Below are 26,126 nucleotides of genomic sequence, written 5' to 3'. Positions count from 1 at the left end.
TGCCCGTGCTGCTGGAAACCAGACTTCTGGTGCAGGCCAACAGCGGCGGCGGCAAGAGCTACACGCTGCGCCGGATCCTCGAACAGACTGCGCCGCTGGTCCAGCAGCTGATCATCGATCCGGAGGGCGAGTTCGCCACCCTGCGCGAAAAGTTCGACTACATCATCGCCGCGCCGCACGATGCCGACGCCGTGGCCACACCACAGACTGCCGCGCTGCTGGCCAGGCGCTTGCTGGAATCCGGCGTGAGCGCCGTGCTCGACATCTACGACCTCAAGGCGCATGAGCGCCAGCAGTTCGTGCGCAGGTTCCTCGATGCGCTGGTCAACGCGCCGCGCAAACTGTGGCATCCCGTCATGGTGGTGCTGGACGAGGCGCATATCTTTTGCCCGCAGACCGGCAGCGCCGAGGCGGCCAGCGCCGTGATAGACATCGCCACTCGCGGCCGCAAGCGCGGTCTATGCCTGGTCGCCGCCACCCAGCGCCTATCGAAACTGCACAAGGACACCGCGGCCGAACTGCTCAACAAGCTGATCGGCCGCACCGGGCTGGACGTCGACGTGAAGCGCGCGGCGGATGAACTGGGCATGGTCAGCCGCGAAGCCCTGACCGCCCTGCGCGCGATGCCGGCCGGTTCGTTCTTCGCCTTCGGTCCGGCTCTGCATCCGGAACCCACCCTGGTCACCGTGGCAGCGGTCAGCACCAGTCACCCGAAAGCTGGTCAGCGCCTGATGCAGGCGCCCCCGCCAGCGTCGGCCAAGGTGCGCGCCTCGCTCGCCAAGCTGGCCGACCTACAGAAGGATGCGGACATCGAAGCACGCACCGTCGAGGATCTGCAAACTCAGGTTGCGACGCTAACCCGTCAGCTTCGCGGAGCAGAAAGGCGAGCCGGCGCACCGAGCGCCAGCGGCATGACAGAAGTGGACGTGCAGTGCCGCGTTGAGGCGGCAGTGGCCGCCACCATCGTGATCCCGCCAGAGTTCAAGAAGGCGCAGCGACTGATACAGCAGCTGGCTGACTTGGTGTTGCCAAAGACCATGTTGTCGGGCGATATAAAGTTGGACGCGCGCGATCTCGCCGATCTCGTGAAGCCAACTCGCGAGATTCGGACCTCACCGATAGCATCGACCGTATCCGGCCTTCGGGCCGGCGCCGTGCGCATCCTGCAGGAGCTTGCCGCGCGATCGCCGGCCGGCTACTCCAAACCGCAAGTGGGGGCGCTCACCAAGTTCAGCCACAAGGGCGGCACGTTCAACACGTATCTCTCCGATCTGCGCCGCGCAGGCTACCTGGTGGAGCGTAGCAGTCTGCTGTTCGCGTCCGAAGCTGGCATCCTCTCGCTCGGCGACAAGCTGCCCAGCAAGCCGACCACCCATGCTGATGTCATGGCTATGTGGCGCGGTGCGTTGCGAGCCGGTGCCTTCACCATGCTTGAAACTATCGTGGCCGCCGGGTCGCGTGGCATTGCTCGCCGAGACATCGCCGAAGCCGTCGGCATGACCGCCAGCGGTGGCACCTTCAACACCTACCTGTCGGACCTGCGGCGCAACGGTCTGATGACCGACGAAGGTAGCCACTGCCGTGCCAACGACATCCTGTTTCCGGAGCGGTCCAATGTCTGATCACAGCGCCATCGAGTGGACCGATGCCACGTGGAACCCTCTGCGTGGTTGTTCTCGCGTGTCTTCCGGATGCCAACACTGCTATGCCGAACGGGTAGCCGCACGGTTCAGCGGACCAGGTTTGCCGTATGAAGGGTTGATCCATCCGGTCACCAAGGGCTGGAACGGAAAGGTGCGCTTCATTCCCGAAGTGCTCGACCAGCCGTTGCGCTGGAGGAAGCCGCGCCGGATCTTCGTCAACAGCATGTCCGACTTGTTCCACGAGTCGGTACCCGACGAGTGGATCGACCAGATATTCGAGGTGATGGAGCGCTGCAACGACACTTCCTGGAATCCAGGAACCCGGCGCTGGACATTCCGTGGCACGCACACGTTTCAGATCCTCACCAAACGGCCTGAGCGCATGTTGGCGTATGTCACCGAACGACTAGCCAAAAAGAAAGCTCATGCTGAGCGATTCAAACTTTGCCCGACCGAAGCGATGCAAAACAGCCCCGCGGCGAAGTGGGCGCAGCAAGATGCAATGCATATCCGTTCTCACATCTGGTGCGGCGTCAGCGTAGAGAACCAGGCGACCGCTGACGAACGTATCCCGCTGCTGTTGCAATGCCCTGCAGGTGTGCGATGGCTGTCGTGCGAACCGCTGCTTGGGCCGCTCAATCTGAAGAATCATCTTCAAAGTCGTTACGCGCCGGGCGCGGACGGCATATTCAGTGACCGCACCGGTATCAATGGAAGACTGCACTGGGTTGTTACCGGGGGCGAGTCAGGTCTTGGCGCACGACCAATGCATCCCGACTGGGCGCGATCGCTGCGTGACCAATGCGCCAGCGCCCGCGTGCCGTTCTTCTTCAAGCAGTGGGGAGAGTTCGCGCCCTACAAAATTTATGATTTCGCGCCAGGCGATCCCTATCCGATGCAGAAGGCCACCGTCTTTCACCCGCCAGGCGTGAAGCCGGCCGACATGATTAAGATCGGCAAGAAAGGCGCAGGGCGCCTGCTCGACGGCGTGGAACACAACGCCTACCCGCTGGTGCAGCCATGATTGTTCACTGCTGCATGGACGTCCGCGGCGCGCTCAAGATGACGCAGCGACAGCTCGGTGCAATGTTCCGCCACTCAGACGGTCGCCGCTTGTCCGCTGATCGAGCGCGCGACGTGCTGCTCGACCATGTCGCCGCTGGCCATGAGGTAATTCCGCTCGGGCCGGTATGCCAAGGCTTCGACTACAAGACCGGCTGCCCTGGCCATGAAACGGAGCCGCAAGCATGAAAGAACGACCTATCCTTTTCTCCGCGCCGATGGTGCGCGCCATCCTCGAAGGTCGCAAGCCGGTGATCATCCGTGGGCGCAAGGTATGCCAGGCCTGCGCAGACCAGCGGAAGAAAGTGCTCAGGGAGAAGGCTCGTGGCTGATCTATTCGCTTTGGATCGGTCAGCGGTATTGTCCCCATGCGGCCGTTACCGGTACCTATTGCGCCGCCAGTTGCAGCAGGAAGGTGCCCTCACCTGCCTTTTCATCATGCTAAATCCGAGTACCGCGGACGCTGAAGTCGATGATCAAACGATTCGCAAATGCATGAAGTTTGCGAAGGCTTGGGGCTACGACTGGCTGCACGTGGTCAATCTGTTTGCGTGGCGTGCCACTTCACCGGAAGACATGAAGGCCGCAGGTTCGCCGATCGGTCAATACAACCTTTCCCGGATCATGGACGCGGTATCAGCTGCCGATTTGGTGGTTTGCGCATGGGGCAAGGACGGTTCATATCTCAACCAGGCTACGCAGGTAAGGCAATCGCTGGTTGGTACGCACGTGCACTATCTGCAGCTCAACAAGGACGGCAGCCCGAAGCATCCGCTGTACGTGAAGGACAACACGCGTCCTACCCTTTGGGTGACGCCATGAGCTGGGCAGTCGGCTATGACGAACGCTGGAAGCGTGACATTGGCTATGGCGTGCCATCGATTTGCGATCACTCTGGTTGCACGGCAGAGATTGATCGCGGACTTTCATATGTGTGCGGCGACGAACCCTATGGCGGTGATCGTGGGTGCGGCCTGTACTTCTTTAGCGAGCACATGCGCCATCCAGAATCTGACCGACTTCCATTCAACTTGTGCTCGCAGTGCTATCCGCGCATCAAAAAACCTTTCACGCCAACCCCTGATACTGCTGAGTGGATTCACCATAAGCAGACAGATCCAAGTTGGAAAGAATGGCGTTCAGAGCAAACCAAGTTGAGGGGAAAATGAAATGAAACTCATGACCCCCCGCGCCTGGGCCGAGAAAACCTTCGTTGAAGGCAGTGCGCCACCGGAAACTACCCTCCGCCGATGGATGCAGGAAGGCATTGTTCCATCAAAGAAAATCGGCGGAAGCTGGTTCATCGACGACGATGCTTGGTCAGCCGAAGGTGACGACCTGGTGCAACGCGTCCTGCAAGCGGGGTAATCTTCCGATGATGGGACGAGCGCGCACCAGTGGCCGGGCAGGTTGGCCGGCGAATCTGTATACCTGCAAAGACGGGTTCAAATACCGCAATCCCGTCACGCGGAAAGATTCATGGATGGGCAAAGATCAGGCCAAGGCCTTCGCCGCGGCGCGGACGCTCAATGGGCTGCTATCCCCGGGCAACAATCTGGTTAGTCGCGTGGCCGGAAAGTCGGAAACGATCACCGATGCCATCGGGGTCTTTCGCACCGCCGACATGCCGGGCCGGAACTGGGCGCCGAAAACCGCAGAGCTGTACAAAAGCGTCATCGATCGCATCGACAGGAAGATCGGCACGCGGCAGATGGTCGGCTTCACCGTGCGCGATTGCGCCACCTTCATACGCGAGGTCACCGAATCACCGCGATCGCGCCAGCAGTTCCGGCTCGCGCTGACGTGGATCTTCGCGTGCGCCGTGGAGGAAGGCTGGATTGAGTCGAACCCAGCGATGCAGACCCGGAAGACCAGCTACAAGCGCCAGCGGGAAAGGCTCACCAAGGACGTCTATGACGCGATCTGGCTGCAGGCTCCCTCGTGGCTGCAGAACGCGATGGACGTCAGCCTGCTGACGCTGCTGCGCCGTGAGGACGTGGTGTCAATCCAGTTCGCCGACGTGCATGACGGCGCGCTGTGGGCGATTCCCGGCAAGACGGAAAACAGCACCGGTGCGCGAGTGAAGATCGCGCTCGATGGCTCGCTGGCTGACGTAGTGGCCCGCTGCCGCAATGACGTGCTGTCGCCCTACCTGATCCACCGGCTGCCCGAAAAGGCGCGACCACGCGACCAGCGAGCGAAGAAACGCGAGCACCACACCCAGGTGATGCCGGAACAGTTGTCAAGGGAGTTTGCTGATGCGCGAGAGGCGGCCGGAATCGTGAGCGACAATCCGCCGACGTTCCATGAGATCCGCAGTCTTGGCGGCGCACAGCTGCGCGAGGCTGGATGGTCAGTGGCCGAGGTTCAGGCGCTGATGACGCACACCAGCCCGAGCATGACCGAGCACTATCTGGAAGGTCACGAAGTGCCATGGACCGAGGTGCGAACCGGTATCCAGCTCAGCCCTATAGGGAGGAAATAGGGAGGTTTAATGGATACGGCGAAAAGTTGCCGATTTTTACGCGCGTAACTTGTTGAATCTTCTTGCGAATTGGTCGGGACGGCGGGATTCGAACCCACGACCCTCTGCCCCCCAGGCAGATGCGCTACCAGGCTGCGCTACGCCCCGACTGTTCGGCAAGACGACTAGTCTAACAGCTCACCGGGCCATGCCGGAAGCCATCGACGATTATGCAGACTCAGCGACGCAGCAGGGTCAGCACTTCCTCCAGCTCCATCCGCACCTGGCGCACGATCTGGTGCGACATGCTCGCCTCCATCCGTGCCTGCGGGCCTTCCAGCCGCGCACGCGCACCGGTGATGGTGAAACCCTCGTCGTACAGCAGCGAACGGATCTGCCGGATCATCAGCACGTCATGGCGCTGGTAATAGCGGCGGTTGCCGCGGCGCTTGACCGGGTTGAGCGCAGGAAATTCCTGCTCCCAGTAACGCAGCACATGAGGCTTCACACCGCAAAGCTCACCCACCTCACCAATGGTGAAGTAGCGCTTGGCCGGGATGGCGGGCAGTTCGGTGTTATTCCCTTGATCCAGCATAACCCTCGACTCTCACCTTGAGTTTCTGCCCCGGCCGGAACGTCACCACACGGCGCGCGGAGATCGGAATCTCCTCGCCGGTTTTCGGGTTGCGTCCCGGTCGCTGGTTCTTCAGTCGCAGATCGAAATTGCCGAAACCGGACAACTTCACCTGCTCGCCGTTTTCCAGCGCCCCACGGACGACCTCGAAATAGGCGTCCACGAATTCTTTCGCCTCACGCTTGTTGAGGCCCACATCGAGGAAAAGCCGCTCGGCCATTTCCGCCTTGGTCAGCGCCATCTCATCCTCGCAGCTTTGCCTTGCATGTCTGCTCCAACACAGCGATCGCTTCACGTACGCAGCGGTCCGCGTCGTCGTCAGTAAGCGTGCGTGAAGCGTCCTGTAAAATCAAGCCCATAGCGAGACTTTTTCGGCCTGCTTCGACCCCTTTGCCACTGTAGCGGTCGAACAGCCGCAATTCCTGCAGCCGCGTGCCGAGACTGCCGCGAACCGCCTGCTCAATCTGTGACCAGCTGATCTCTTCCGGCAGATCCATCGCAATGTCCCGGCGCACCGCAGGAAATCGCGGAACCGGCTGTGCCAATGGCAGGCGGCGTGCCAACAGCGGCTCCAGCGCCATTTCCAGCACGTGCACGTCGGCGCCGAGATCCAGCACTTTGGCCAGCTGCGGATGCAACGCACCGAGGTAACCGACGGTTTCGCCATCGCGCGCCACTCGTGCGCCACGGCCCGGATGCAGCCAGGGCGGCAGGTCGTCGGCATGCACCGACCAGCGCTGCGGCTCACCGCCCCAGGCAATCAGGGCATCCAGATCACCCTTGAGATCGTGGAAGTCGAACTGACGGGACGGCTCGCCCCATTGTTCGCCATGCGCGTTGCCGCAGGCAACGATGGCCAGGCTCGGGGTCTCCACCGGCGGATCGCCCGCCGCAAATACCCGGGCCACCTCGAACAAGCGCACGCGCTCCTGCTGGCGCGCACGGTTATGCCGCAACGCCTCGATCAGGCCCGGCAGCAGTGACGGACGCATGATCGCCAGATCGGCGGACAGCGGATTGGCCAGCGGCACCAGTCGTTCGGTGAAGCCCCAGCGCGCCAGCAGCTCGGCGGGAACGAAGGACAGGTTCACCGCTTCGTAATAGCCCCGAGCGGCCAGTTGCTCGCGCAGCGCCAGCTCGTTGATACGCGCTTCCGGCTCGATCGCCAGTGCCAGCGCACCGGCCGGCGAATGCGTGGGAATGTTGTCGTAGCCGAAGATCCGCGCCACTTCCTCGACGAGGTCTTCCTCGCGCTCGATGTCGAAGCGGCTGCTGGGCGCGGTGATCTGCCAACCCTCGGCATGCACCTCGACCCGCATGCCCAGCGCCGTGAAAATGCGCGCCACTTCGGCATCGGCAACATCCACGCCCAGCACGCGCCTGAGGCGTGCCCGGCGCAGCACCACGGTGGCCGGTTTTGGCAGGTCAGCCAGATTCTCGGCGACCAGCACCGGGCCGGCATCGCCGCCGGCAATCGACAGCAACAGCTCGGTGGCACGTTCCAGCGCACGACGCGGCAATTCGGGATCGACCCCGCGCTCGAAGCGGTGCGAGGCATCGGTGTGCATGCCGAGCTTGCGTGCACGCCCCATGATCGCGGCCGGTGCGAAGTGTGCGGATTCCAGGAAGATGTTGCGGGTGCCATCGGCGACACGCGAGTCGTAGCCACCCATCACGCCGGCCACCGCGAGCGACTTGTGTTCGTCGGCGATCAACACGAAGCCGGCATCGAGTTTTGCGCTCGATCCATCGAGCAACTTCAGTGTTTCGCCAGGGTGCGCATGACGCACCACGATGTCGCCCTGCAGCGTGTCGTTGTCGAATGCATGCAGCGGCTGGCCCAGTTCCAACATCACGTAGTTGGTGATGTCGACCACCGCACTGATCGGGCGCAGGCCGGAACGGCGCAGGCGCTCGGCCAGCCACAGCGGGGTCCGTGCGGATGGGTCGGCACCCTCGACGATGCGGCCCAGATAGCGCGGCGCATCCTTGCCGGCTTCGAGCCGGATGCCACGGCGTGCTGCGCCGGTAACTGCCGCAGCAGCCTGTGCCGGCACTTTCACTGCGCTGCCAAACAGCGCTGCGACATCGTGCGCCAGCCCCACCAGGCCAAGGCAGTCGGGACGGTTCGGCGTCAGCTTCAGCTCGATGCTGGCGTCGGGCAAGCCCAGATATTCAGCGAGCGACTGACCTGCCGGTGCATCCAGCGGCAGCTCAAGCAGGCCGGAAGCATCGGCGTCGATGCCCAGCTCCTTGGCCGAACAGAGCATGCCGAACGATTCCACGCCACGCAGCTTGGCCGCCTTGATCGACATGCCACCCGGCAGGGTCGCACCCACCATGGCCAGCGGCACCTTGATGCCGACGCGCGCATTCGGCGCGCCACAGACGATCTGCAGCAACTCGCCCTGCCCCGCGTCCACCTTGCACACCTGCAGTCGATCGGCTTCGGGATGCTTCTCGGCGGCGACGATCTCGGCCACCACCACGCCGGCCAGGCCTTCGCCCAGCACGGTCAGTTCCTCCACTTCCAGCCCAGCCATGGTCAGCGCATGGGCCAGTGCGGCGCGATCGGCCTTGATCTCGACCAGCTCGCGCAGCCAGTTCTCGGAAAATTTCATCGTGTCGTTTCCTACCCGGCAGTTACGCGAATTGCTTCAGGAAGCGCAGGTCGTTCTCGAAGAACGCGCGCAGATCGGAGACGCCGTAACGCAACATCGCAAAGCGCTCCACACCGAGACCGAAGGCGAAACCTGTATAGCGCTCCGGATCGATGCCGCAGTTGGCCAGCACGGTCGGGTGCACCATGCCGCAGCCGAGCACCTCCAGCCAACGGGTGGAACCGTCTTCGGCGTCCCAGCGAATGTCCACTTCGGCCGAGGGCTCGGTAAAGGGGAAATAGCTGGGGCGGAAACGCATCTCGAAATCGCGCTCGAAGAACGCGCGGATGAATTCGGACAACGTGCCCTTGAGATCGGCGAAGCTGGACGTTTCGTCGACCAGCAAACCCTCGATCTGGTGGAACATCGGCGAGTGGGTCTGGTCCGAATCGCTGCGGTAGACCTTGCCCGGCGCGATGATGCGGATCGGCGGCTGCCGACCGATCATCGAGCGGATCTGCACCGGCGAGGTATGCGTGCGCAGCAGCCGTCCGTCGCCGAAGTAGAAGGTGTCGTGCATGGCGCGCGCCGGATGGTGCGGCGGGAAATTCAGCGCCTCGAAATTGTGCCAGTCGTCCTCGATCTCCGGACCGTCGGCACGCTGATAACCGAGCCGCGCGAAGATCGCCGCGATGCGCTCCAGCGCACGCGTGATCGGATGGATGCCACCGCGTTCGCCATCGCGTCCGGGCAGGCTGATGTCGAGCTTCTCGGAGGCGAGGCGACGATCCAGCTCGGCCTGCTCCAGCACCTGCTTGCGGGCAGCCAGTGCATCGGCGAGGCGATCCTTGACCCGGTTCACCTCGGCACCGCGCGCCTTGCGCTCGTCCGGCGCCAACGCACCCAGCGCCTTCAGCGCAGCGGTGACAATACCGCTCTTGCCCAGCAGGCTGACGCGCAGTGCATCAAGCGCCTCCAGCGTGTCGGCCTTGTCTATTTCGGCCAGCGCCTGCGTGGCGCGGCTGTCCAGATCATCCATCGATGCGATTCCGGCTTGAGGATCCACAGAAACGAAAACGGGGAGGAGACCATGGCCTCCTCCCCGCTTGCTTTACATCATATCGCGCTGACGCAGGAGCGTCCGACGATCAAGCGGCCAGACTGGCCTTCGCTTTCTCGGCAATCACGCCAAACGCCTTGATGTCGTGCACGGCGATGTCGGCCAGCACCTTGCGGTCAACCGTGATCCCGGCCTTGCTCAGGCCATTGATCAGGCGGCTGTAGGACAGGCCGAACATGCGCGCAGCGGCGTTGATACGGACGATCCACAGGGCGCGGAACTGGCGCTTGCGCTGCTTGCGGCCGATATAGGCGTACTGACCGGCCTTGATGACGGCCTGGTTGGCAACGCGGAAGACCTTGCGGCGGGCGTTGTAATAGCCCTTGGCACGACCGATGATTTTCTTGTGACGACGACGGGCGGTAACGCCACGCTTTACACGAGCCATGGTTTATCTCCTCGCCTTACAAGTACGGCAACATGCGTGCTACACCCTTGGTGTCGCAAGCCTTGACGTGGTTGGTGGCACGGAGACCGCGCTTACGCTTGGTCGACTTTTTGGTCAGGATGTGCGACTTGAACGCGTGGCCTGCCTTGAACTTGCCCGACGCGGTCTTGCGAAAACGCTTCGCCGCCGCCCGGTTGGTCTTGATCTTGGGCATGAGAATGCTCCGTATCTGGTTTCTGACTGATCAGGCGGTGACCATTCCCGAAGGAACCGAGCCACACTTTCCGTCCTGCCACGATCGGTTCACGACCCTTCCATGCGGGTCGAACCCGTGATTGTACGGGTTCATTAGGCTCAATGCCAGCACGAAATGCTGACGATTGCCTCCTCTACCCTTGGAAGAGGATTGAGGTGAGCGTGCAGGGCCTGCGCGGAAGCCGGGCTTGTGGGCTTGAGGCCAGCCTTGAGCCCTCACCCCAGCCCTCTCCCAGGAGGAGAGGGGATAAAAGAGTCTTATTGCTTCTTCTTGGGGCCGATCATCATGACCATCTGGCGCCCTTCGAGCCGTGGAAACGACTCGATCTGGCCGTTCTCGCCAACGTCTTCCTGGATCTTCTTGGCCAGGTTCTGGCCTAGATCCTGATGCGACATCTCGCGGCCGCGGAAACGGATGGTGACCTTGACCTTGTCGCCTTCCTCGAGGAAGCGAAGCATGTTGCGCAGCTTGATCTGGTAGTCGCCCACGTCCGTGACCGGACGGAACTTCACTTCCTTGATCTCGACCTGCTTCTGCTTCTTCTTGGCGGCCTGCGCCTTCTTCTGGGCTTCGAACTTGAACTTGCCGTAATCCATGATGCGGCAGACCGGCGGGTCGCCGTTGGGCTGGATCTCGACCAGATCCATGCCCGCTTCCTGCGCCATGGCCAGTGCCTCGTCACGGGTCAGGATACCAAGCTGCTCGGCATCCGCGCCGATTACACGCACCCGCGGAACGCGGATTTCCAGGTTACGACGATTGCCCTTGTTGTCGGTGGTAGCGATACCACGATCCTCCAGAAGAAGTAATGAAACTGACCGCTCGGCGCTCAGCGCCGTGTTTCGGTCACCAGTCGCTCAACGAAATCGGCCAGCGGCATGCTGCCCAGATCCTCGCCCGAACGGGTACGTACGGAAACCGCACCTGTCTCTTTCTCGCGGTCACCGACCACGAGGAGATAAGGCACTTTCTGCATCGTATGTTCGCGGATTTTATAGCCGACTTTCTCGTTGCGCAAATCCGATTGTACCCGGAAACCTTTGTCGACAAGGGTTTGCGTCACCTGGCTCACATAATCGCCCTGCGCGTCGGTGATATTGAGCACCACCGCCTGTACCGGGGCCAGCCAGGGGGGCAGCAGGCCGGCATGGTGCTCGATCAGGATGCCGATGAAGCGCTCCATCGAGCCCACGATCGCCCGGTGCAGCATCACCGGATGCTGTTTCTGTGAGTGCTCGTCCACGTACTCGGCGCCCAGGCGCTCGGGCATCATGAAATCGACCTGCATGGTGCCGACCTGCCAGGCGCGGCCGATCGAATCCTTCATGTGGTACTCGATCTTCGGGCCGTAGAACGCACCCTCGCCCGGCAACTCCTCCCAGGCCACGCCGGCGGCGGACAACGCCGCACGCAAGGCCGCCTCCGCACGATCCCACACCGCGTCGTCGCCGATGCGCTTGTCCGGGCGCAGCGCGATCTTCAGGCCGAGATCCTCGAAACCGAAATCCGCGTAGACCTGCATCGCCTGGCGGTGGAACGCAGTGACCTCCGACTCGATTTGCTCGGCCGTGCAGAAGATGTGGCCGTCGTCCTGGGTGAACGCACGCACGCGCATGATGCCGTGCAGCGCGCCAGACGGCTCGTTGCGGTGGCAACCACCGAATTCGCCGTAGCGGATCGGCAACTCGCGGTAGCTGTGCAGGCCGGTGTTGAACACCTGCACATGGCCGGGACAGTTCATCGGCTTCAGCGCGTAAGTGTGCTTCTCCGACTCGGTGAAGAACATGTTCTCGGCGTAGTTGTCCCAGTGCCCTGACTTCTTCCACAGCGACACGTCCAGCACCTGCGGGCAGCGCACTTCCTGGTAGCCGCTGCGCTTGTACACGCCGCGCATGTACTGCTCCACCGCCTGCCAGATCGCCCAGCCGTTCGGATGCCAGAACACCATGCCCGGGCTTTCTTCCTGCTGGTGGAACAGGTCGAGCTGCTTGCCGATCTTGCGATGGTCACGCTTCTCGGCCTCTTCGAGCTGCAGCAGGTAAGCCTTCAGGTCCTTGTCGTTCAACCACGCCGTGCCATAGATGCGGGTCAGCATCGCGTTGTTGGAATCGCCGCGCCAGTACGCGCCAGCCACTTTCATCAGCCTGAACGCGCGCAGCTTGCCGGTGTTCGGCACGTGCGGACCACGGCAAAGATCGGTGAATTCGCCTTGCGAATACAGCGACAGCGACTCGTCGGACGGAATCGACTCGATGATCTCGGCCTTGTAGTTTTCGCCCAGGCCGCGGAAGAACGCCACCGCCTCGTCGCGCGACTTCACGCTGCGCGTCACCGGCAACTGCTCGGCGACGATCTTTTCCATCTCCGCCTCGATCTTCGGCAGGTCGTCGGGCGTGAACGGGCGCTCGTAGGCGAAATCGTAGAAGAAGCCGTTGTCGATCACCGGGCCGATCGTGACCTGCGCGCCGGGATACAGCCGCTGCACGGCCTGCCCCATCAGGTGCGCGGTGGAATGGCGCAGGATTTCCAGCGCCTCGGGACTCTTGTCGGTGACGATCTGCAGGCTGGCATCGCGCTCGATCAGGAAGCTGGCATCCACCAGCTGACCGTCAACCCTGCCGGCCAGGGTGGCCTTGGCCAGACCGGCGCCAATCGAGGCGGCCACGTCCTGCACGGTAACGGGATGATCGAACGGCCGCTTGCTGCCGTCGGGTAGGGTGATCTCAATCATGGGAAGCATTCTCTGAAAAGCAAAAAAGGGCATCCGCCCTTCTTCAAATAAAAGCACAAGGCGTCGTGGGTATCAGCGGGAGCAGCGTGTAGTTGCCATGTCGCACACTCGGCCGGCGAAGCGCGGGCCACCTTAGGTCTTGTGGATAATGCCGAAACGCTAGTTTAGCCCAAATTGCCTGTCAATCCTCGCCAATACGGCCATGCGAATGGACCTTCAGCGATAGAATTGAACGAGTCATCCCGAGGATCGTCCATGCGCATTCTGGTTACCGGCACCGCCGGCTTCATCGGCGCCGCCCTGGCGCAGCGTCTGCTGGCACGCGGCGATGTGGTTTACGGTTACGACAACCACAACGATTACTACGATCCGGCGCTGAAGGAAGCCCGACTGGCGCGCTTCGCCGAGCATCCGAACTATACCCATCAACGCGCCGACCTTGCCGACGCTGCCGCGGTGGATCGCGCGTTCGCCACATTCAAGCCGCAGCGGGTGGTGAATCTTGCCGCACAGGCCGGCGTGCGCTATTCACTGCAGAATCCGCGCGCCTATGTGCAAAGCAACCTGGTCGGCTTTGTCAACATCCTCGAGGCCTGCCGGCATGGCGGCGTCGAGCATTTGGTCTACGCCTCGTCCAGCTCGGTCTACGGCGCCAACCGCAAACTGCCGTTCGCCGTGGAGGATGCGGTCGATCACCCGGTCAGCCTGTACGCCGCCAGCAAGAAGGCGAACGAGTTGATGGCGCATACCTACAGCCATCTGTACGGCCTGCCCACCACCGGCCTGCGCTTCTTCACCGTCTACGGGCCGTGGGGGCGACCGGACATGTCGCCGATCCTGTTTGCCGACCGGATCAGCCGCGGCGAACCGATCGATGTGTTCAACCACGGCAACCACAGCCGTGACTTCACTTACATCGACGACATCGTCGAAGGCGTGATCCGCGCGCTCGATCATTCCGCCGAACCGGACCTCAACTACAACGCCGAGCTGCCGAATCCCGGCACCTCGAATGCCCCGTATCGTGTCTACAACATCGGCAACGACCAGCCGGTGCAGTTGCTGCGCTTCATCGAATTGCTGGAACAGCACCTCGGGCGCACCGTCGAAAAGCGCCTACTACCCATGCAGCCAGGTGACGTGCCTGACACCTGGGCTGACGTGTCCGCGCTGCGCCGGGATGTCGGCTATGCGCCGACCACCAGTATCGAGCAAGGCGTCGAGAACTTCGTCGCGTGGTATCGCGAGTACCACGCGAAGGATTGATCGCGCCGCCGAGGAAGGCCTCAGAAGGGCTTGGCGATCACCAGGTAGATCACCCCAAGCAAGAGCAGCACCGGCAACTCGTTGAACCAGCGCAAGGTACGTGACGAGGGCAGCGCGCCGCCCTTCTCGCTGCGCTTGAGCATGCGGCCGCACCATATGAAATACGCCAGCAGCAAGGCCACCAAGGTCAGCTTGGCATCGATCCAGTGCATCGAAGCCACCATGTTTGGCAACGCCCCGGGAAACACGCGCCAGCCCTGCCACAACGTCAACCCGAACAGGAACGCGATACCGAACATATTGTGGCCGAACTTGTACAGGCGTCGCCCCATCAGCTGCAGCCGCGCCTGCACGTCGGGCTCACTGGCCGACTCGGCCAGATTCACCAGGATCCGCGGCAGATAGAACACCGTGGCCATCCAGGCGATGGCGAACAGCAGGTGCAACGATTTGATCAACAGATAGGCCACGACGGAATCACCGGCAAGCGCTGCAATACGCAGCGAGCGGGATGATAGCGCGGGGCCGTCTGCTCACGCTGGCACTGCGGCACTCAGTACCTGGTGACGCCGATCCGCTCCAGCAGCGCCTGCAGCAAGCGCTCCTGTTGCGCGGCGCCGAGCGGCGCATCGTGGCGGTCGGTCAGCTGGAAGAAATCCTCCACGCGCTCGCCGAACGTCGCGATGCGCGCGTCGTGCACGCGCACTTCGGCGTGAAACATGACCTGTGCCACGGCGGCCAGCAAGCCGGGCCGATCGGCGCCGATCAGGGCCAGCTGGGTGCGGTCGCCCGCCGCGTGGAAACTGATCTGCGGGGCCATCTGGAAATGTTTCTGATGGCGCGACATGCCGCGCCTGCTCGGCTGTACGCCGCTGGATTGCGTCAATGCACGTTGCAACCGCTGCTGCAGCTCTTCGGCGCGGGCGGTGCTGACCGGCTGCTGGCTGTCCGCATCCAGCAGCAGGAACGTATCCAGTGCCATCCCGGTCGGCGAGCTGAGGATGCGCGACTCCATCACCGAGAAGCGCAGGCGATCCAGCACGGCGGTGACGGTCGCGAACAGGCCATCGCGATCAGGCGCGTAGACAAACAGTTCGGTACTGCCACGTACCGACAACGGATGCACGGCGACCAGCGGCACCGAACCTTGCGCGTGCAGGATCGCGGCGGCCTGCCAGGCGATCTGCTCGGGCCGGTGGCGCAGGAAGCTGAGCTGCGGGAAGTCGGCCCAGACTCTGACGACATCCGCTTCCGCATGCCCCTCGTTCATCAGCAGCGCCAGCGCGTATTCGGAGCATTCCTGCACGCGCACACCGATGTCACGCGGCAGTTCCACGTCACTGCGCAGGGCATAGCGGGTGGCGGTGCACAGGTCGGAGAGCAGACGGTCCTTCCAGCCATTCCACAGTCGCGGGCTGGTACCGATGATGTCGGCAATCGTCAGCAGGTACAGCTGACCCAGCCGCTCGCGACTGCCGACCTGTTCGGCAAACCGGTGCACCACGTCCGGATCGGTGATGTCCTGGCGCTGCGCGGTGGTGCTCATCAGCAGATGCCAGCGCACCAGCCATGCGACGCGCTCGACATCGCCAGGTGGCAGAGCCAACCGTGTGCAGAAATCGCGCGCCTCCTCCTCGCCCAGCACCGAGTGATCACCCCCGCGACCCTTGGCGATATCGTGGAACAGCGCGGCCAGCAACAGCACTTCCGGCGTGGGCAATCCCGACCAGATTTCGCAACCCAGCGGAAACTCGCGCTGTGCCGCCGGGTCGGCAAACCGCGCCATGTTGCGCAGCACGCGCAAGGTATGTTCGTCGACCGTGTAGACATGGAACAGGTCGTACTGCATGCGGCCGAATACCTTGCCGAAGGCCGGCAGGATCGCAGCCAACAAGCCGTGCCGGTTCATCCGCCACAAGGCCTCCACCGCCGGCGCCCCGCGCCGCAGCAGTTGCAGGAAAGCCGCCAGCACGTCGCGGTCATCCGCCAGCGCACCACCATGCACGGCGGTCGCCTGGTGAATGCGGCGCATGGTGTCGGCACTGAAGCCGGCCACGCCCGGCTGATCCAGCCGGGCGATGAAGATTTCCACCAGCGCAGCGGGTCGTTGCATGAACAGTTGCGGGTCCCGCGCCGCCAACCGTTTGCCATAGCGCACGAAGTCGCTGCCGACCGGCTCAGCCGTGCCCGGTTGCTCGAGCATTTCCTCGAAACGTTCGGCCACCTGCACCCCGAGCCGCTCGACCTGGCTGGCCGCACGGTAATAACCCTGCATGAATTGCTCGACGCCGAGGTTTTTCTCGTGTTCGTCCTCGAACCCCAGCCGCGTGGCCAGCGCGCGCTGATAGTCGAACAGCAGCCGCTCCTCGGGACGGCCAGCCTCCAGATGCAGTGCGTAGCGATAACGACGCAGCGTGGCTTCGGATTGTTCCAGCGCAGCCTGTTCGGCAGGATCGAGCAACCCCTCCGTCACCATGCCATGCAGGTCGTCCACGTGCGCCAGCCGCCGGGCCATCCAGCGCAACGAATCGAGCGTGCGCAGGCCACCCGGGCCGTCCTTGAGATTGGGCTCGAGGTTGTAGGCGGTGTCGTCGTAACGGGCGTGCCGCGCGTCGCGCTCGGCCAGCCGCGCGGCCAGATACTCGCGCGGCGGCCATAACGCGGGATCATCGACGATGGCACGCAGCCGGGCATCCAGCGCCCGGTCACCGGCCAGCCGCCGCGCATCCAGCAAACTGGTGAAGACGCTGGCGTCCTGAGCCGCCAACGCGCGGCATTGCACAGGATCGCGCACGGCATGACCGACCTTGAGGCCGACATCCCACAACGTGGCAAAGAACTGCTCCAGCGCACGCAGGCGCGCCGGCTCGGGCGTTTCCACCAGCGCCAGCAGGTCCACATCCGAATAAGGAAACAGCAGGCCGCGACCGAAACCGCCGACCGCGAACAGCGCCGCCTCGCTGACCTCGCCGAGACAGGCCATCCACACGTGCGCCACCACCCGCTCGACCGACTCGCCGCGGCGTCGCGCCAGGACACTGGCATCGGCACCATCCCTGAACGCAGTGGCGAGTGCCCGGTCGACGTCTCCCAGCAACTGGCGCAAGGCACGGCGCGCTTCGGCGGAAACGCCCGAGCGCGGCACCGCCACAGGCAGGCGCGGCAGTGGCGGCAACACAACACGACCTGGTGTCGGCAACATGGTCAGATGGAACTCCGCAAGCGCCTGTCGGCCTGCCCGGGCCTATGATTCCGCATCGCGCTTATGGCTGCGCCTTCAGGCGTCCGGCCACGCCGTGAGTATCTCGAAACCGTCGTCGGTCACCGCAATGGTGTGTTCCCACTGCGCCGAGAGTGAATGGTCCTTGGTCACCACGGTCCAGCCGTCGGGCAGCTGCTTGGTCTGCGGCTTGCCGGCGTTGATCATCGGCTCGATGGTGAAGGTCATGCCCTTCTTCAATTCGACACCGGTGCCGGGCTTGCCGTAGTGCAGCACCTGCGGCTCGTCGTGATAGACCTTGCCGATGCCGTGACCACAGTATTCGCGCACCACCGAAAAACCGGCCGCCTCGGCATGCTGCTGGATCGCGTGACCGACGTCGCCCAGCGTGGCGCCCGGGCGCACGGCCTGGATACCGCGCATCATCGCCTCGTACGTCGTATCGACCAGCCGCTTGGCCAGCACCGACGGCGTGCCGGCGATGTACATGCGGCTGGTGTCGCCGTGCCAGCCGTCCTTGATCACGGTGACGTCGAGGTTGACGATGTCGCCGTCCTTGAGCACCTTGCCCTCGTTCGGAATGCCATGGCAGATCACGTGGTTGACCGAAGTGCACAGGGTCTTCGGGAAGCCGTGGTAGCCCACATTGGCCGGAATCGCCTTCTGCACGTTGACGATGTGCTCGTAGGCCAGCCGGTCCAGCTCCTCGGTGGTGACGCCGGGCTTCACGTGCTCCTTCAGCATCGCCAGCACTTCGGCCGCCAGCTTGCCGGCAACACGCATGCCTTCGAGGTCCTCGGGAGTTTTCAGGGTAATAGCCATGATTTCGCCTAGATGATGCTGCAAGTCCCGCAATTCAATACTGAATTCCGTCAGTGACTTGCCGCCCTGCCGGTACACCGGCTACAATTTCGGAGTTTTGCAGATCGCATGGAGCGTTTCGCGCCCCGATCAACCTGCAAAGCGAACCGGAATTGTAACCGCGCTGCGGTACAAGCCCAAACCAACGCCACACACGTATCGGCACCGCCTTCGGGGTGCTGCGGCCTGTCCACCATAAAAATCGGGCAAGCCGCGGTCGAAGCCGGGGATGCGTGGAGGTCCCAACCCCCAGGTCCTTCAAGGACCACTGCAAGGAGTTACACCCATGGCACAAGTCACCATGCGCCAGATGCTCGAAGCCGGCGTCCATTTCGGTCACCAGACCCGTTACTGGAACCCCAAGATGGCGCCGTACATCTTCGGCGCGCGCGGCAAGATCCACATCATCAATCTCGAAAAGACCCTGCCGCTGTTCACCGACGCGATGAATTTCCTGTCGGGCCTGGCGCAGAAGCGCGGCACCGTGCTGTTCGTCGGCACCAAGCGTTCGGCCCGCGAGCCGTTGGCCGAAGAGGCCGCACGCGCCGGCATGCCGTTCGTCACCTCGCGCTGGCTCGGCGGCATGCTGACCAACTTCCGCACCGTCAAGCAGTCCGTCTCGCGCCTGAAGGAACTGGAAGCGGCCGAGACCGATGGCAGCTTCGACAAGCTGGTCAAGCACGAAGTGCTGGCCCGCCGCCGCGAGCGCGACAAGCTACAGGCCTCGCTGGGCGGCATCAAGGACATGAACCGTCTGCCCGACGCGCTGTTCGTGATCGACATCGGCCACGAAGACATCGCCGTGCAGGAAGCCAAGAAGCTCGGCATCCCGGTGATCGCCGTGGTCGACACCAACTACAATCCGGAACTGGTCGACTACGCCATCCCGGGCAATGACGACGCGATCCGCGCGATCCAGCTGTACGCCCGCGCCGCCGCCGACTCGATCCTCGAAGGCAAGGCTGCCGCCCCGGCCGCCGCCCAGGGCGACGCCAACGACTTCGTCGAGCTGGACGAGGAAGGCAACCCGGTCGCCAAGATCGATCGCAAGCCGTCCGGCCCGCGCCGCGACGCCGCCCCGAAGAAGGGCGCCGGCGCTCCGCGTCGTGATGGCGGTCGTGGCCCGCGCAACGACGGCGCACCCGCCAAGTAAGCGCGATCACGACGCTTCGACGTCGGATCAACAAGCGATAACGCGCCGCGGCATGCCTTGCCGCGGCGCCATCAAAGCATTAGAGGACTACCGATGAGCAATATTTCCGCCCAACTGGTCAAGGATCTGCGCGAGCGGTCCGGCGCCGGCATGATGGAATGCAAGAAGGCGCTGGTCGAGAACAACGGCGACATCGAGATCGCGATGGAATGGCTGCGCAAGTCCGGCCTGGCCAAGGCCGACAAGAAGGCCAGCCGCATCGCCGCCGAAGGCCGCATCGTGGCCGCCCAGGTACCGGGCAAGGCCGTGCTGGTCGAGATCAACTGCGAGACCGACTTCGTCGGCAAAGATGCCAGCTTCCTGAAGTTCAGCGACACCGTCGCCGACGTCGCGCTGAATTCCGGCGCCGCCGACATCGACGCGCTGAAGGCTGCCGCCTACCCGGGTGCCAGCAACGTCGAGGAAGCCGCCAAGGTCCTGATTGCCACCATCGGCGAGAAGATCGACGTGCGCCGCATGGCCGTCGTCAAGACTGATGGCGTGATCGGCAGCTACACCCACGGCGGCCGCATTGGCGCGCTGGTCGCACTCAAGGGCGGCTCCGAGGAGCTGGCCAAGGGCATCGCGATGCATGTCGCCGCGATGAACCCGGCCTATGTCCGCGCCGATGACGTTCCCGCCGAGTTCCTGGCCAAGGAAAAGGACATTGCGCTGAGCCAGATGTCCGACAAGGAAAAGGCCAAGCCGGCCGAGATCCTCGAGAAGATTGTCGCCGGCAAGGTCCACAAGATCATCGCCGAAGTCACCCTGCTCGGTCAGCCGTACGTGCTGGACACCAACACGACCGTCGCAGACGCGCTGAAGAAGGAAGGCGCGGATGTCATCTCGGTGGCCCGTCTGGCCGTCGGCGAAGGCATCGAGAAGGTCCAGGAAGACTACTTGGCCGAAGTGGCCAAGGCGATGCAGGTCTAAGCCGCTCCGCGCCATCAGGCTGCGAAAAAGCCGCGGGAAACCGCGGCTTTTTCATGGGTGCGCCGCTCACGAAATCACGCCGCCATCCGATTCGTGGCGGCGGGAAGTTTGCGGCCATTGCAGCGACAGCCCGAGGCCAGCGTTCCGGCAGGAGCCCGCTACCGCTACAATGCAGCGGTTTGCCCCACACAAATCCGGAGATTTCATGAGCGACCAGCCCAAGTACCGCCGCATCCTGCTCAAGCTCTCCGGTGAGGCATTGATGGGCGACGCCGATTACGGCATCGACCCGAAGGTGATCGGCCGCCTTGCCGACGAGATCATCGAGGTGCAACGCGCCGGCATCCAGATCGGCGTGGTGATCGGCGGCGGCAACATTTTCCGCGGCGCCGGCCTCGCTGCCGCCGGCATGGACCGGGTTACCGGCGACCACATGGGCATGCTGGCCACGGTGATGAACGCACTGGCCATGCAGGATGCGATCGAGCGGCGCGGCGGCTTCGCCCGCGTGATGAGCGCGATCCAGATCCATGACGTCTCCGAGGATTTCATCCGCCGTCGTGCGATCCGCCACATCGAGAAGGGGCGCATCGTGCTGTTCGCCGCCGGCACCGGCAACCCGTTCTTCACCACCGATTCGGCTGCGGCCCTGCGTGCGGTGGAAGTGGGCGCCGAGTTGCTGCTGAAGGCAACCAAGGTGGACGGCGTATACACCGCCGATCCGGCCAAGCACCAGGATGCCACCCGCTACGAACGGCTCAGCTACGACGATGTGATCGAGCGCAAGCTGGCCGTCATGGACACCGCCGCGATCGCGCTGTGCCGCGACCACGACATGCCGCTGCGCATCTATGACATGACCGTGCCGGGCAGCCTGATGCGGATCATGCACGGCGAAGCGATCGGCACCCTGGTCGACGGCGGCTGAACTCGCCGAAACATTCTCCGGCGCCAGGCTGCAGCTGCCGGCACTGCTATAATCGAACGTTGCCAGATTCACCGGGACACGCCACATGCTCAACGACATCAAAACCGATGCCCAGACCCGCATGGGCAAGAGCATCGACTCGCTCAAGCACGACCTCACCCGCCTGCGTACCGGCCGCGCCAGCACCGCGCTGGTGGAGCACATCAAGGTGCCTTACTACGGCGCCGACATGCCGTTGACCCAGGTCGCCTCGGTATCGCTGGCCGATGCCCGCACGATCATCATCACACCATGGGAGAAGACCATGGTGGCACCGATCGAAAAAGCCCTGATGGCCTCGGACATCGGCATCACGCCGACCACCGCCGGCACGGTGATCCGCCTCAACATGCCCGCGCTCACCGAAGAGCGCCGCCGGGAACTGGCCAAGCACGTCGGCCATGAAGGCGAGAACGCGAAGATCGCAATCCGCAACGTGCGCCGCGATGCCTTGCAGCAGGTCAAGGATCTGCTCAAGGAAAAGCTGATCACCGAGGACGATGACCGCCGCGTCGACGATGAAATCCAGAAGCTCACCGACAAGGCCGTCAAGGACGTCGACGCCGTGGTCAAGGCGAAGGAAGAGGAGCTGATGGCCCTCTGACCGGGCCATCACGGTTCCTCCTCGCATGACCAAGGGCAAGGCCTCGCAGATTCCGCGCCACATCGCCATCGTGATGGATGGCAACGGTCGCTGGGCCCGGGCTCGCCATCGTCCGCGCAGCTTTGGCCACAATGCCGGGCGCAAGGCCGTGCGTGCCGCGATCGAATCCTGCATGCGCGAAGGCGTGCATGCGCTGACCCTGTTCGCGTTCTCCAGCGAAAACTGGCAGCGCCCGCAGGACGAGGTGGGCGCCTTGATGAGCCTGTTCGTGCGCGCACTGGACAAGGAAGTCGACGAGCTGCACGCCAACGGCGTGCGCCTGCGCTTCATCGGCGACCTGAGCGCGTTTGACGAACCGTTGCGCCAGCGCATGCAGCTGGCGATGAGCCGCACGGCCGGCAACGACCGGCTGCACGTGAACATCGCGGTGAACTACGGCGGCCGCTGGGACATCGTGCAAGCCAGTCGCCTGGCGGCGGAAGCCGTGCTCCGCGGCGAGCTGCGCCCCGACCAGATCGACGAGGCCCGGCTGAACCGGTGGATAAGCCTGGCCGAGCTGCCGCCGCTGGATCTGTTCATCCGTACCGGCGGCGAATGCCGCATCAGCAATTTCCTGTTGTGGCAGGCGGCGTACGCCGAGTTGTACTTTACCGACACCTTGTGGCCGGACTTCGACCAGGCTTGCCTGCGCCGGGCCATCGAGGACTATGCCCGTCGCGAGCGTCGTTACGGTCGCACCGGCGAGCAGATCGCCGCCGCTCCTTAAGGATTCCGATGCTGCTACAGCGCACCCTCACCGCCCTGCTGCTTGCACCGCTGGCGATCCTGATCATCCTGCTGCCATCGACTTCGGTGTTCGCACTGATCTGCGCAGCGGCGTTCCTCGCGGCACTGTGGGAATGGGCCCAGCTCAGCGGGCTGAAGAACCGGTCCGCCCGGATCGGCCTGCTTGTCGCCGCCGCCGTCGTGTTCTCGATGCTGTGGTACGCACATGCCGGCATCACGAGCTCGGTGCTGCTGCTTGCCGGTGTCGCATGGTGGTTGCTGGCTTGCCTTTGGCTGCGCCATTTCGCCTTCGCCGCTGCTCCGACCAGCGAAAACCGCATGTTGAAACTGCTGGCCGGCGCGTTCGTGATATTCCCGGCATGGATCGCCCTGGTAAGCATCCATGAACGAGTGCCGCACGGCCACTGGTGGACCCTGCTCGCCCTGGTGATCGTTTGGGCCGCCGACATCGGCGCTTATTTCAGCGGCCGCTTCTTCGGCAAGCGCAAGCTGGCACCGCAGATCAGTCCCGGCAAGACCTGGGCCGGCGCCTACGGCGCCATGGTGGCCGGGGTACTGGTCGCCCTGACCGGCGGATGGCTGCTCGACGTGCGCGGAAGCCAGCTGCTCGGCCTGGCCTTGCTGGCCATGCCGACCGTGGCGATATCGATCGTCGGCGACCTGATCGAAAGCCTGATGAAGCGGCACGCCCAGGTGAAGGATTCCGGCACCCTGTTTCCCGGCCATGGCGGCCTGATGGACCGGCTCGACAGTGTCTTTGCGGCGCTGCCGCTGTTCGCTGCCGGCCTGTTGCTGCTGGGGCTTTGAGATGAAGCACGTCGCCGTCCTTGGCGCGACCGGCTCGATCGGCGGCAACACGCTCGACGTCATCGCGCGGCACCCGGATCGTTTCCGTGCCAGCGTGCTGACCGCACACCGGCAAGTCGAGGCGCTGGCCGAGCTGTGCGCCCGGCATCGACCGCAGCTGGCCGTGATCGCCGATCCGGCACTGGAGGCCGAACTGGCACGACGCCTGGCCGCCGCCGGCGTGCGCTGCGAAGTGGCCAGCGGTCATGCTGCGCTGACTGCCGCCGCGGCCGGCGAACTGTGCGACACCGTGGTGGCGGCGATCGTCGGTGCCGCCGGGCTGGATTCCACCCTGGCCGCCGCGCGTGCAGGCAAACACTTGCTGCTGGCCAACAAGGAATCCATCGTGATGGCCGGCCCGCTGCTGTTGGCGGCGGTCGCGGCCGGCGGTGGTGCGCTGATCCCGGTCGATTCCGAACATAATGCGATCTTTCAATGCCTGCCGGGCGGACGTCCGGATCTGCGCGCCAGCGGCGTGCGCCGGCTGATCCTGACCGCCTCCGGCGGCCCGTTCCGCGGCCGTAGCCGGTCGCAGCTGGTCGACATCACGCCGGAGCAGGCCTGCAAGCATCCGAACTGGGTGATGGGCCGCAAGATCTCGGTCGACTCGGCGACCCTGATGAACAAGGGGCTGGAGGTGATCGAGGCACATCACCTGTTCGGCGCCCCGGCAGAAGCCATCGACGTGCTGGTGCATCCGCAAAGTCTGGTGCATTCGCTGGTCGAATACGTCGATGGTTCGGTACTGGCCCAGCTCGGCAATCCGGACATGCGTACCGCGATCGCCCATGCACTGGCGTGGCCGGAGCGGGTCGAAGCCGGTGTGGCGCCCCTGAATCTGGCCGCCTGCGCACCGCTGCAATTCGAGCCCCCGGACCTGGCCACCTTCCGTTGCCTGGCATTGGCATTCCACGCGCTGCGCGCCGGCGGCGACGCCCCGGCAGTGCTGAACGCCGCCAACGAAGTTGCCGTGGACGCATTTCTGGCCGGCACGCTGCCGTTCCTGTCGATCGCTGACGTGGTCGAGGCCGTACTTGCGGAACTGCCGGCGCAAGCCGTGGTCGATGTTGGGACCCTTGCTGAACGCGATCGGGTCGCCCGCGAGGCGGCCCGCCGTATTCTGCGCAATGCTTGCTGATATCCTTGGTTCGATGACTCCCTTTTACGGCGCTTGATGACTTCCTTTTTCGGCTCGGTGTTCTGGTTGCTGGTCACGCTGGGCGTGCTGGTGACCTTTCATGAATTCGGCCATTACTGGGTCGCGCGCCGCTGCGGCGTCAAGGTGCTGCGTTTTTCGATCGGCTTCGGCAACGCGATCTGGAAGCGCATCGGCCGCGACGGCACCGAATACCAGATCGCCGCGATCCCGCTCGGCGGCTACGTCAAGATGCTGGATGCGCGCGAGGGGGAAGTCGATCCCGCCTTGCGCGACCAGGAATTCACCGGCAAATCCGTGTGGCAGCGCATTGCGATCGTGGCGGCCGGGCCCGGTTTCAACCTGATTTTCACGATTGCCGCGTTCTGGCTGATGTTCATGCTGGGCCGGCCGGACGTAGCCCCCATCGTCAACGCCGCGCCGCACAGCCTAGCCGCCGAGGCGGGCATCCAGCCAGGTGATCGCATCCTCAGCATCGATGGCCGCCCGGTGGGCACCTTCACCGACGCGATGGACAGCGTGGCCAATGCACTGCTCGGGCGCACGCCACTGCCACTCACTGTGCGCGGCAACAACGGCAGCTTGCGCCAGCTGGTGATACCGCTGGAGCAGCTGCCAGCTGGTCAGCCCATCGATCAATACCTGAAGAAACTCGGCCTGGACCTGGCGCCCTCCCCGGCGATTGCCGCCAACGTGTTGCCGGGCAAGCCGGCTGCGCTGGCCGGCATGCAGGGCGGCGACCGCATCGTGGCGGTCAACGGCCAGCCTGTCGCCGATTACTCCGTGTTCCAGAAGCTGATACCCGCCGAAGCAGCCAAGTCGCCCCATTTGCAACTGGCCATCGAGCGCGCCGGCAGACCGATGCTGTTGGCCGTGGATGCCCAACGGGAGTCGCTGCAAGGCCAGCCCGTCAACTGGGTGATCGGTGTGGGTGGTCCCGGGCCCGAACAGGTGACCCTGCGCTACGGCCCGGTCCGGGCTTTCGGCGCCGCGTTGCGGGCTACGTGGTTCAACACCGCGCAAACCTTCAACCTGATCGGCAAGATGGTCAGCGGGCAGGCCTCCGCCAACAACCTGTCCGGCGTGATCGGCATCGCCCAGGTGGCCAACCAGTCAGCCAGCATGGGCCTGTCCTGGTTCCTGCAGTTCCTGGCGCTGGTGTCGCTGAGCCTGGCCATCCTGAACCTGCTGCCGATCCCGCTGCTGGATGGCGGGCACCTGCTGTATTATCTTGTGGAGTTGGCCAAAGGCAGCCCGGTCAGTGAACAGGTGATGCTCGTCGGTCAATACATCGGACTGGCGTTGCTGTTCACCCTGATGGGGTTGGCGTTCTACAACGATATTCACCGCATGCTGCTGTCATGACCATGATCAGCGGCGATCGCGGCATGTCGATG

27 protein-coding genes and 1 tRNA gene are annotated in these 26,126 nt (G+C 63.9%); 16 read left to right on the top strand and 12 right to left on the bottom strand.

What is annotated here, in order from left to right; translation table 11 throughout:
* Window positions 1-5: 5 nt before the first annotated feature.
* The 7 genes from B0E46_RS15600 (at window position 6) to B0E46_RS15575 (ending at window position 5,190) form a co-directional block, all read left to right on the top strand.
* Window positions 6-1,622, top strand: coding sequence for an ATP-binding protein (locus tag B0E46_RS15600; protein WP_168171228.1), 1,617 nt, complete (start codon window positions 6-8; stop codon window positions 1,620-1,622).
* Window positions 1,615-2,667, top strand: coding sequence for a phage Gp37/Gp68 family protein (locus B0E46_RS15595; protein ID WP_077556652.1), 1,053 nt, complete (start codon window positions 1,615-1,617; stop codon window positions 2,665-2,667). The genes B0E46_RS15600 and B0E46_RS15595 overlap by 8 nt, the downstream gene beginning before the upstream one ends.
* Window positions 2,664-2,894 (top strand): hypothetical protein, encoded by a 231-nt coding sequence (locus tag B0E46_RS17460; protein WP_139350572.1) that lies wholly within the window; start codon window positions 2,664-2,666, stop codon window positions 2,892-2,894. The genes B0E46_RS15595 and B0E46_RS17460 overlap by 4 nt, the downstream gene beginning before the upstream one ends.
* On the top strand, window positions 2,891-3,037 hold the full coding sequence (locus B0E46_RS17795) for a hypothetical protein (RefSeq protein WP_168171220.1): 147 nt from the start codon (window positions 2,891-2,893) through the stop codon (window positions 3,035-3,037). Before B0E46_RS17460 ends, B0E46_RS17795 begins: the two co-directional genes overlap by 4 nt.
* Window positions 3,030-3,527, top strand: coding sequence for a DUF1643 domain-containing protein (locus B0E46_RS15590; RefSeq protein WP_217316359.1), 498 nt, complete (start codon window positions 3,030-3,032; stop codon window positions 3,525-3,527). Before B0E46_RS17795 ends, B0E46_RS15590 begins: the two co-directional genes overlap by 8 nt.
* On the top strand, window positions 3,524-3,874 hold the full coding sequence (locus B0E46_RS15585) for a hypothetical protein (protein ID WP_077556929.1): 351 nt from the start codon (window positions 3,524-3,526) through the stop codon (window positions 3,872-3,874). Before B0E46_RS15590 ends, B0E46_RS15585 begins: the two co-directional genes overlap by 4 nt.
* 98 nt (window positions 3,875-3,972) lie before the next feature.
* A complete protein-coding gene (locus B0E46_RS15575) occupies window positions 3,973-5,190 on the top strand; it encodes a tyrosine-type recombinase/integrase (RefSeq protein ID WP_254425180.1) in 1,218 nt (405 codons plus the stop codon).
* A 70-nt stretch (window positions 5,191-5,260) separates the two neighbouring features.
* Here the strand turns inward: B0E46_RS15575 and B0E46_RS15570 are convergent.
* From B0E46_RS15570 to thrS, 9 genes are all read right to left on the bottom strand, one after another.
* Window positions 5,261-5,337, bottom strand: a tRNA-Pro gene (locus B0E46_RS15570).
* Window positions 5,338-5,407: 70 nt separating this feature from the next.
* Window positions 5,408-5,764 carry a MerR family transcriptional regulator gene (locus B0E46_RS15565; RefSeq protein WP_007804493.1) on the bottom strand — a complete coding sequence of 119 codons (357 nt, stop codon included), beginning with the start codon at window positions 5,762-5,764 and terminating at the stop codon, window positions 5,408-5,410.
* On the bottom strand, window positions 5,745-6,044 hold the full coding sequence (gene ihfA, locus B0E46_RS15560) for an integration host factor subunit alpha (protein WP_007804491.1): 300 nt from the start codon (window positions 6,042-6,044) through the stop codon (window positions 5,745-5,747). Before ihfA ends, B0E46_RS15565 begins: the two co-directional genes overlap by 20 nt.
* 1 nt (window position 6,045) lies before the next feature.
* A complete protein-coding gene (pheT, locus tag B0E46_RS15555; RefSeq protein ID WP_077556648.1) occupies window positions 6,046-8,424 on the bottom strand; it encodes a phenylalanine--tRNA ligase subunit beta in 2,379 nt (792 codons plus the stop codon).
* Between the two features lie 22 nt (window positions 8,425-8,446).
* On the bottom strand, window positions 8,447-9,442 hold the full coding sequence (gene pheS, locus B0E46_RS15550; protein ID WP_077556647.1) for a phenylalanine--tRNA ligase subunit alpha: 996 nt from the start codon (window positions 9,440-9,442) through the stop codon (window positions 8,447-8,449).
* A 109-nt stretch (window positions 9,443-9,551) separates the two neighbouring features.
* Window positions 9,552-9,911 (bottom strand): 50S ribosomal protein L20, encoded by a 360-nt coding sequence (gene rplT, locus B0E46_RS15545; RefSeq protein WP_007804486.1) that lies wholly within the window; start codon window positions 9,909-9,911, stop codon window positions 9,552-9,554.
* A gap of 16 nt (window positions 9,912-9,927) precedes the next feature.
* Entirely contained in the window at window positions 9,928-10,125 is a 198-nt protein-coding gene (rpmI, locus tag B0E46_RS15540) for a 50S ribosomal protein L35 (protein ID WP_038615747.1), read from the bottom strand.
* Between the two features lie 299 nt (window positions 10,126-10,424).
* On the bottom strand, window positions 10,425-10,952 hold the full coding sequence (gene infC, locus B0E46_RS15535) for a translation initiation factor IF-3 (RefSeq protein ID WP_077556646.1): 528 nt from the start codon (window positions 10,950-10,952) through the stop codon (window positions 10,425-10,427).
* Between the two features lie 44 nt (window positions 10,953-10,996).
* On the bottom strand, window positions 10,997-12,898 hold the full coding sequence (gene thrS, locus B0E46_RS15530; RefSeq protein WP_077556645.1) for a threonine--tRNA ligase: 1,902 nt from the start codon (window positions 12,896-12,898) through the stop codon (window positions 10,997-10,999).
* A gap of 255 nt (window positions 12,899-13,153) precedes the next feature.
* Between thrS and B0E46_RS15525 the strand changes: the two genes are divergently transcribed.
* A complete protein-coding gene (locus tag B0E46_RS15525; RefSeq protein ID WP_077556644.1) occupies window positions 13,154-14,164 on the top strand; it encodes an NAD-dependent epimerase in 1,011 nt (336 codons plus the stop codon).
* Between the two features lie 20 nt (window positions 14,165-14,184).
* Here the strand turns inward: B0E46_RS15525 and B0E46_RS15520 are convergent, their stop codons facing one another.
* From B0E46_RS15520 to map, 3 genes are all read right to left on the bottom strand, one after another.
* Window positions 14,185-14,634: a CopD family protein gene (locus tag B0E46_RS15520; protein ID WP_077556643.1), complete on the bottom strand. Its 450-nt coding sequence runs from the start codon at window positions 14,632-14,634 to the stop codon at window positions 14,185-14,187.
* 83 nt (window positions 14,635-14,717) lie between these two features.
* Complete coding sequence (gene glnD / locus B0E46_RS15515; RefSeq protein WP_077556642.1) at window positions 14,718-17,366, bottom strand: [protein-PII] uridylyltransferase; 2,649 nt, start codon at window positions 17,364-17,366, stop codon at window positions 14,718-14,720.
* A 75-nt stretch (window positions 17,367-17,441) separates the two neighbouring features.
* Window positions 17,442-18,206, bottom strand: coding sequence for a type I methionyl aminopeptidase (map, locus tag B0E46_RS15510; protein WP_077556928.1), 765 nt, complete (start codon window positions 18,204-18,206; stop codon window positions 17,442-17,444).
* Between the two features lie 325 nt (window positions 18,207-18,531).
* Between map and rpsB the strand changes: the two genes are divergently transcribed.
* From rpsB to rseP, 8 genes are all read left to right on the top strand, one after another.
* Window positions 18,532-19,398: a 30S ribosomal protein S2 gene (rpsB, locus tag B0E46_RS15505; protein WP_077556641.1), complete on the top strand. Its 867-nt coding sequence runs from the start codon at window positions 18,532-18,534 to the stop codon at window positions 19,396-19,398.
* A 93-nt stretch (window positions 19,399-19,491) separates the two neighbouring features.
* The gene (tsf, locus tag B0E46_RS15500) at window positions 19,492-20,370 is read left to right on the top strand and encodes a translation elongation factor Ts (protein ID WP_077556640.1); all 879 of its coding nucleotides are present in this window, start codon (window positions 19,492-19,494) and stop codon (window positions 20,368-20,370) included.
* 205 nt (window positions 20,371-20,575) lie between these two features.
* Window positions 20,576-21,298, top strand: coding sequence for a UMP kinase (gene pyrH, locus B0E46_RS15495; RefSeq protein WP_077556639.1), 723 nt, complete (start codon window positions 20,576-20,578; stop codon window positions 21,296-21,298).
* Between the two features lie 85 nt (window positions 21,299-21,383).
* Entirely contained in the window at window positions 21,384-21,941 is a 558-nt protein-coding gene (gene frr / locus B0E46_RS15490) for a ribosome recycling factor (protein ID WP_077556638.1), read from the top strand.
* 25 nt (window positions 21,942-21,966) lie between these two features.
* A complete protein-coding gene (gene uppS / locus B0E46_RS15485) occupies window positions 21,967-22,707 on the top strand; it encodes a polyprenyl diphosphate synthase (RefSeq protein WP_077556637.1) in 741 nt (246 codons plus the stop codon).
* 8 nt (window positions 22,708-22,715) lie between these two features.
* Entirely contained in the window at window positions 22,716-23,534 is an 819-nt protein-coding gene (locus B0E46_RS15480) for a phosphatidate cytidylyltransferase (RefSeq protein WP_077556636.1), read from the top strand.
* Between the two features lies 1 nt (window position 23,535).
* The gene (locus B0E46_RS15475; protein WP_077556635.1) at window positions 23,536-24,711 is read left to right on the top strand and encodes a 1-deoxy-D-xylulose-5-phosphate reductoisomerase; all 1,176 of its coding nucleotides are present in this window, start codon (window positions 23,536-23,538) and stop codon (window positions 24,709-24,711) included.
* Between the two features lie 36 nt (window positions 24,712-24,747).
* Entirely contained in the window at window positions 24,748-26,094 is a 1,347-nt protein-coding gene (gene rseP, locus B0E46_RS15470; RefSeq protein WP_077556634.1) for an RIP metalloprotease RseP, read from the top strand.
* Window positions 26,095-26,126: the final 32 nt, after the last annotated feature.

It is taken from the genome of Rhodanobacter sp. B04 (assembly GCF_002001125.1).
Taxonomy (GTDB): domain Bacteria; phylum Pseudomonadota; class Gammaproteobacteria; order Xanthomonadales; family Rhodanobacteraceae; genus Rhodanobacter.
Note: the sequence above shows the minus strand (reverse complement) of the source record. Positions and strands in the feature narration are given on the sequence as shown.

Coding starts and splice junctions, on each gene's coding strand:
- rplT (WP_007804486.1), bottom strand. CDS start 9,911: ATGGCTCGTGTAAAGCGTGGCGTTACCGCCCGTCGTCGTCACAAGAAA.
- B0E46_RS15525 (WP_077556644.1), top strand. CDS start 13,154: ATGCGCATTCTGGTTACCGGCACCGCCGGCTTCATCGGCGCCGCCCTG.
- rseP (WP_077556634.1), top strand. CDS start 24,748: ATGACTTCCTTTTTCGGCTCGGTGTTCTGGTTGCTGGTCACGCTGGGC.
- glnD (WP_077556642.1), bottom strand. CDS start 17,366: ATGTTGCCGACACCAGGTCGTGTTGTGTTGCCGCCACTGCCGCGCCTG.
- ihfA (WP_007804491.1), bottom strand. CDS start 6,044: ATGGCGCTGACCAAGGCGGAAATGGCCGAGCGGCTTTTCCTCGATGTG.
- rpsB (WP_077556641.1), top strand. CDS start 18,532: ATGGCACAAGTCACCATGCGCCAGATGCTCGAAGCCGGCGTCCATTTC.
- pheT (WP_077556648.1), bottom strand. CDS start 8,424: ATGAAATTTTCCGAGAACTGGCTGCGCGAGCTGGTCGAGATCAAGGCC.
- B0E46_RS17460 (WP_139350572.1), top strand. CDS start 2,664: ATGATTGTTCACTGCTGCATGGACGTCCGCGGCGCGCTCAAGATGACG.
- B0E46_RS15565 (WP_007804493.1), bottom strand. CDS start 5,764: ATGCTGGATCAAGGGAATAACACCGAACTGCCCGCCATCCCGGCCAAG.
- pheS (WP_077556647.1), bottom strand. CDS start 9,442: ATGGATGATCTGGACAGCCGCGCCACGCAGGCGCTGGCCGAAATAGAC.
- map (WP_077556928.1), bottom strand. CDS start 18,206: ATGGCTATTACCCTGAAAACTCCCGAGGACCTCGAAGGCATGCGTGTT.
- B0E46_RS17795 (WP_168171220.1), top strand. CDS start 2,891: ATGAAAGAACGACCTATCCTTTTCTCCGCGCCGATGGTGCGCGCCATC.
- tsf (WP_077556640.1), top strand. CDS start 19,492: ATGAGCAATATTTCCGCCCAACTGGTCAAGGATCTGCGCGAGCGGTCC.
- pyrH (WP_077556639.1), top strand. CDS start 20,576: ATGAGCGACCAGCCCAAGTACCGCCGCATCCTGCTCAAGCTCTCCGGT.
- B0E46_RS15480 (WP_077556636.1), top strand. CDS start 22,716: ATGCTGCTACAGCGCACCCTCACCGCCCTGCTGCTTGCACCGCTGGCG.
- B0E46_RS15595 (WP_077556652.1), top strand. CDS start 1,615: ATGTCTGATCACAGCGCCATCGAGTGGACCGATGCCACGTGGAACCCT.
- B0E46_RS15475 (WP_077556635.1), top strand. CDS start 23,536: ATGAAGCACGTCGCCGTCCTTGGCGCGACCGGCTCGATCGGCGGCAAC.
- thrS (WP_077556645.1), bottom strand. CDS start 12,898: ATGATTGAGATCACCCTACCCGACGGCAGCAAGCGGCCGTTCGATCAT.
- uppS (WP_077556637.1), top strand. CDS start 21,967: ATGACCAAGGGCAAGGCCTCGCAGATTCCGCGCCACATCGCCATCGTG.
- rpmI (WP_038615747.1), bottom strand. CDS start 10,125: ATGCCCAAGATCAAGACCAACCGGGCGGCGGCGAAGCGTTTTCGCAAG.
- B0E46_RS15585 (WP_077556929.1), top strand. CDS start 3,524: ATGAGCTGGGCAGTCGGCTATGACGAACGCTGGAAGCGTGACATTGGC.
- frr (WP_077556638.1), top strand. CDS start 21,384: ATGCTCAACGACATCAAAACCGATGCCCAGACCCGCATGGGCAAGAGC.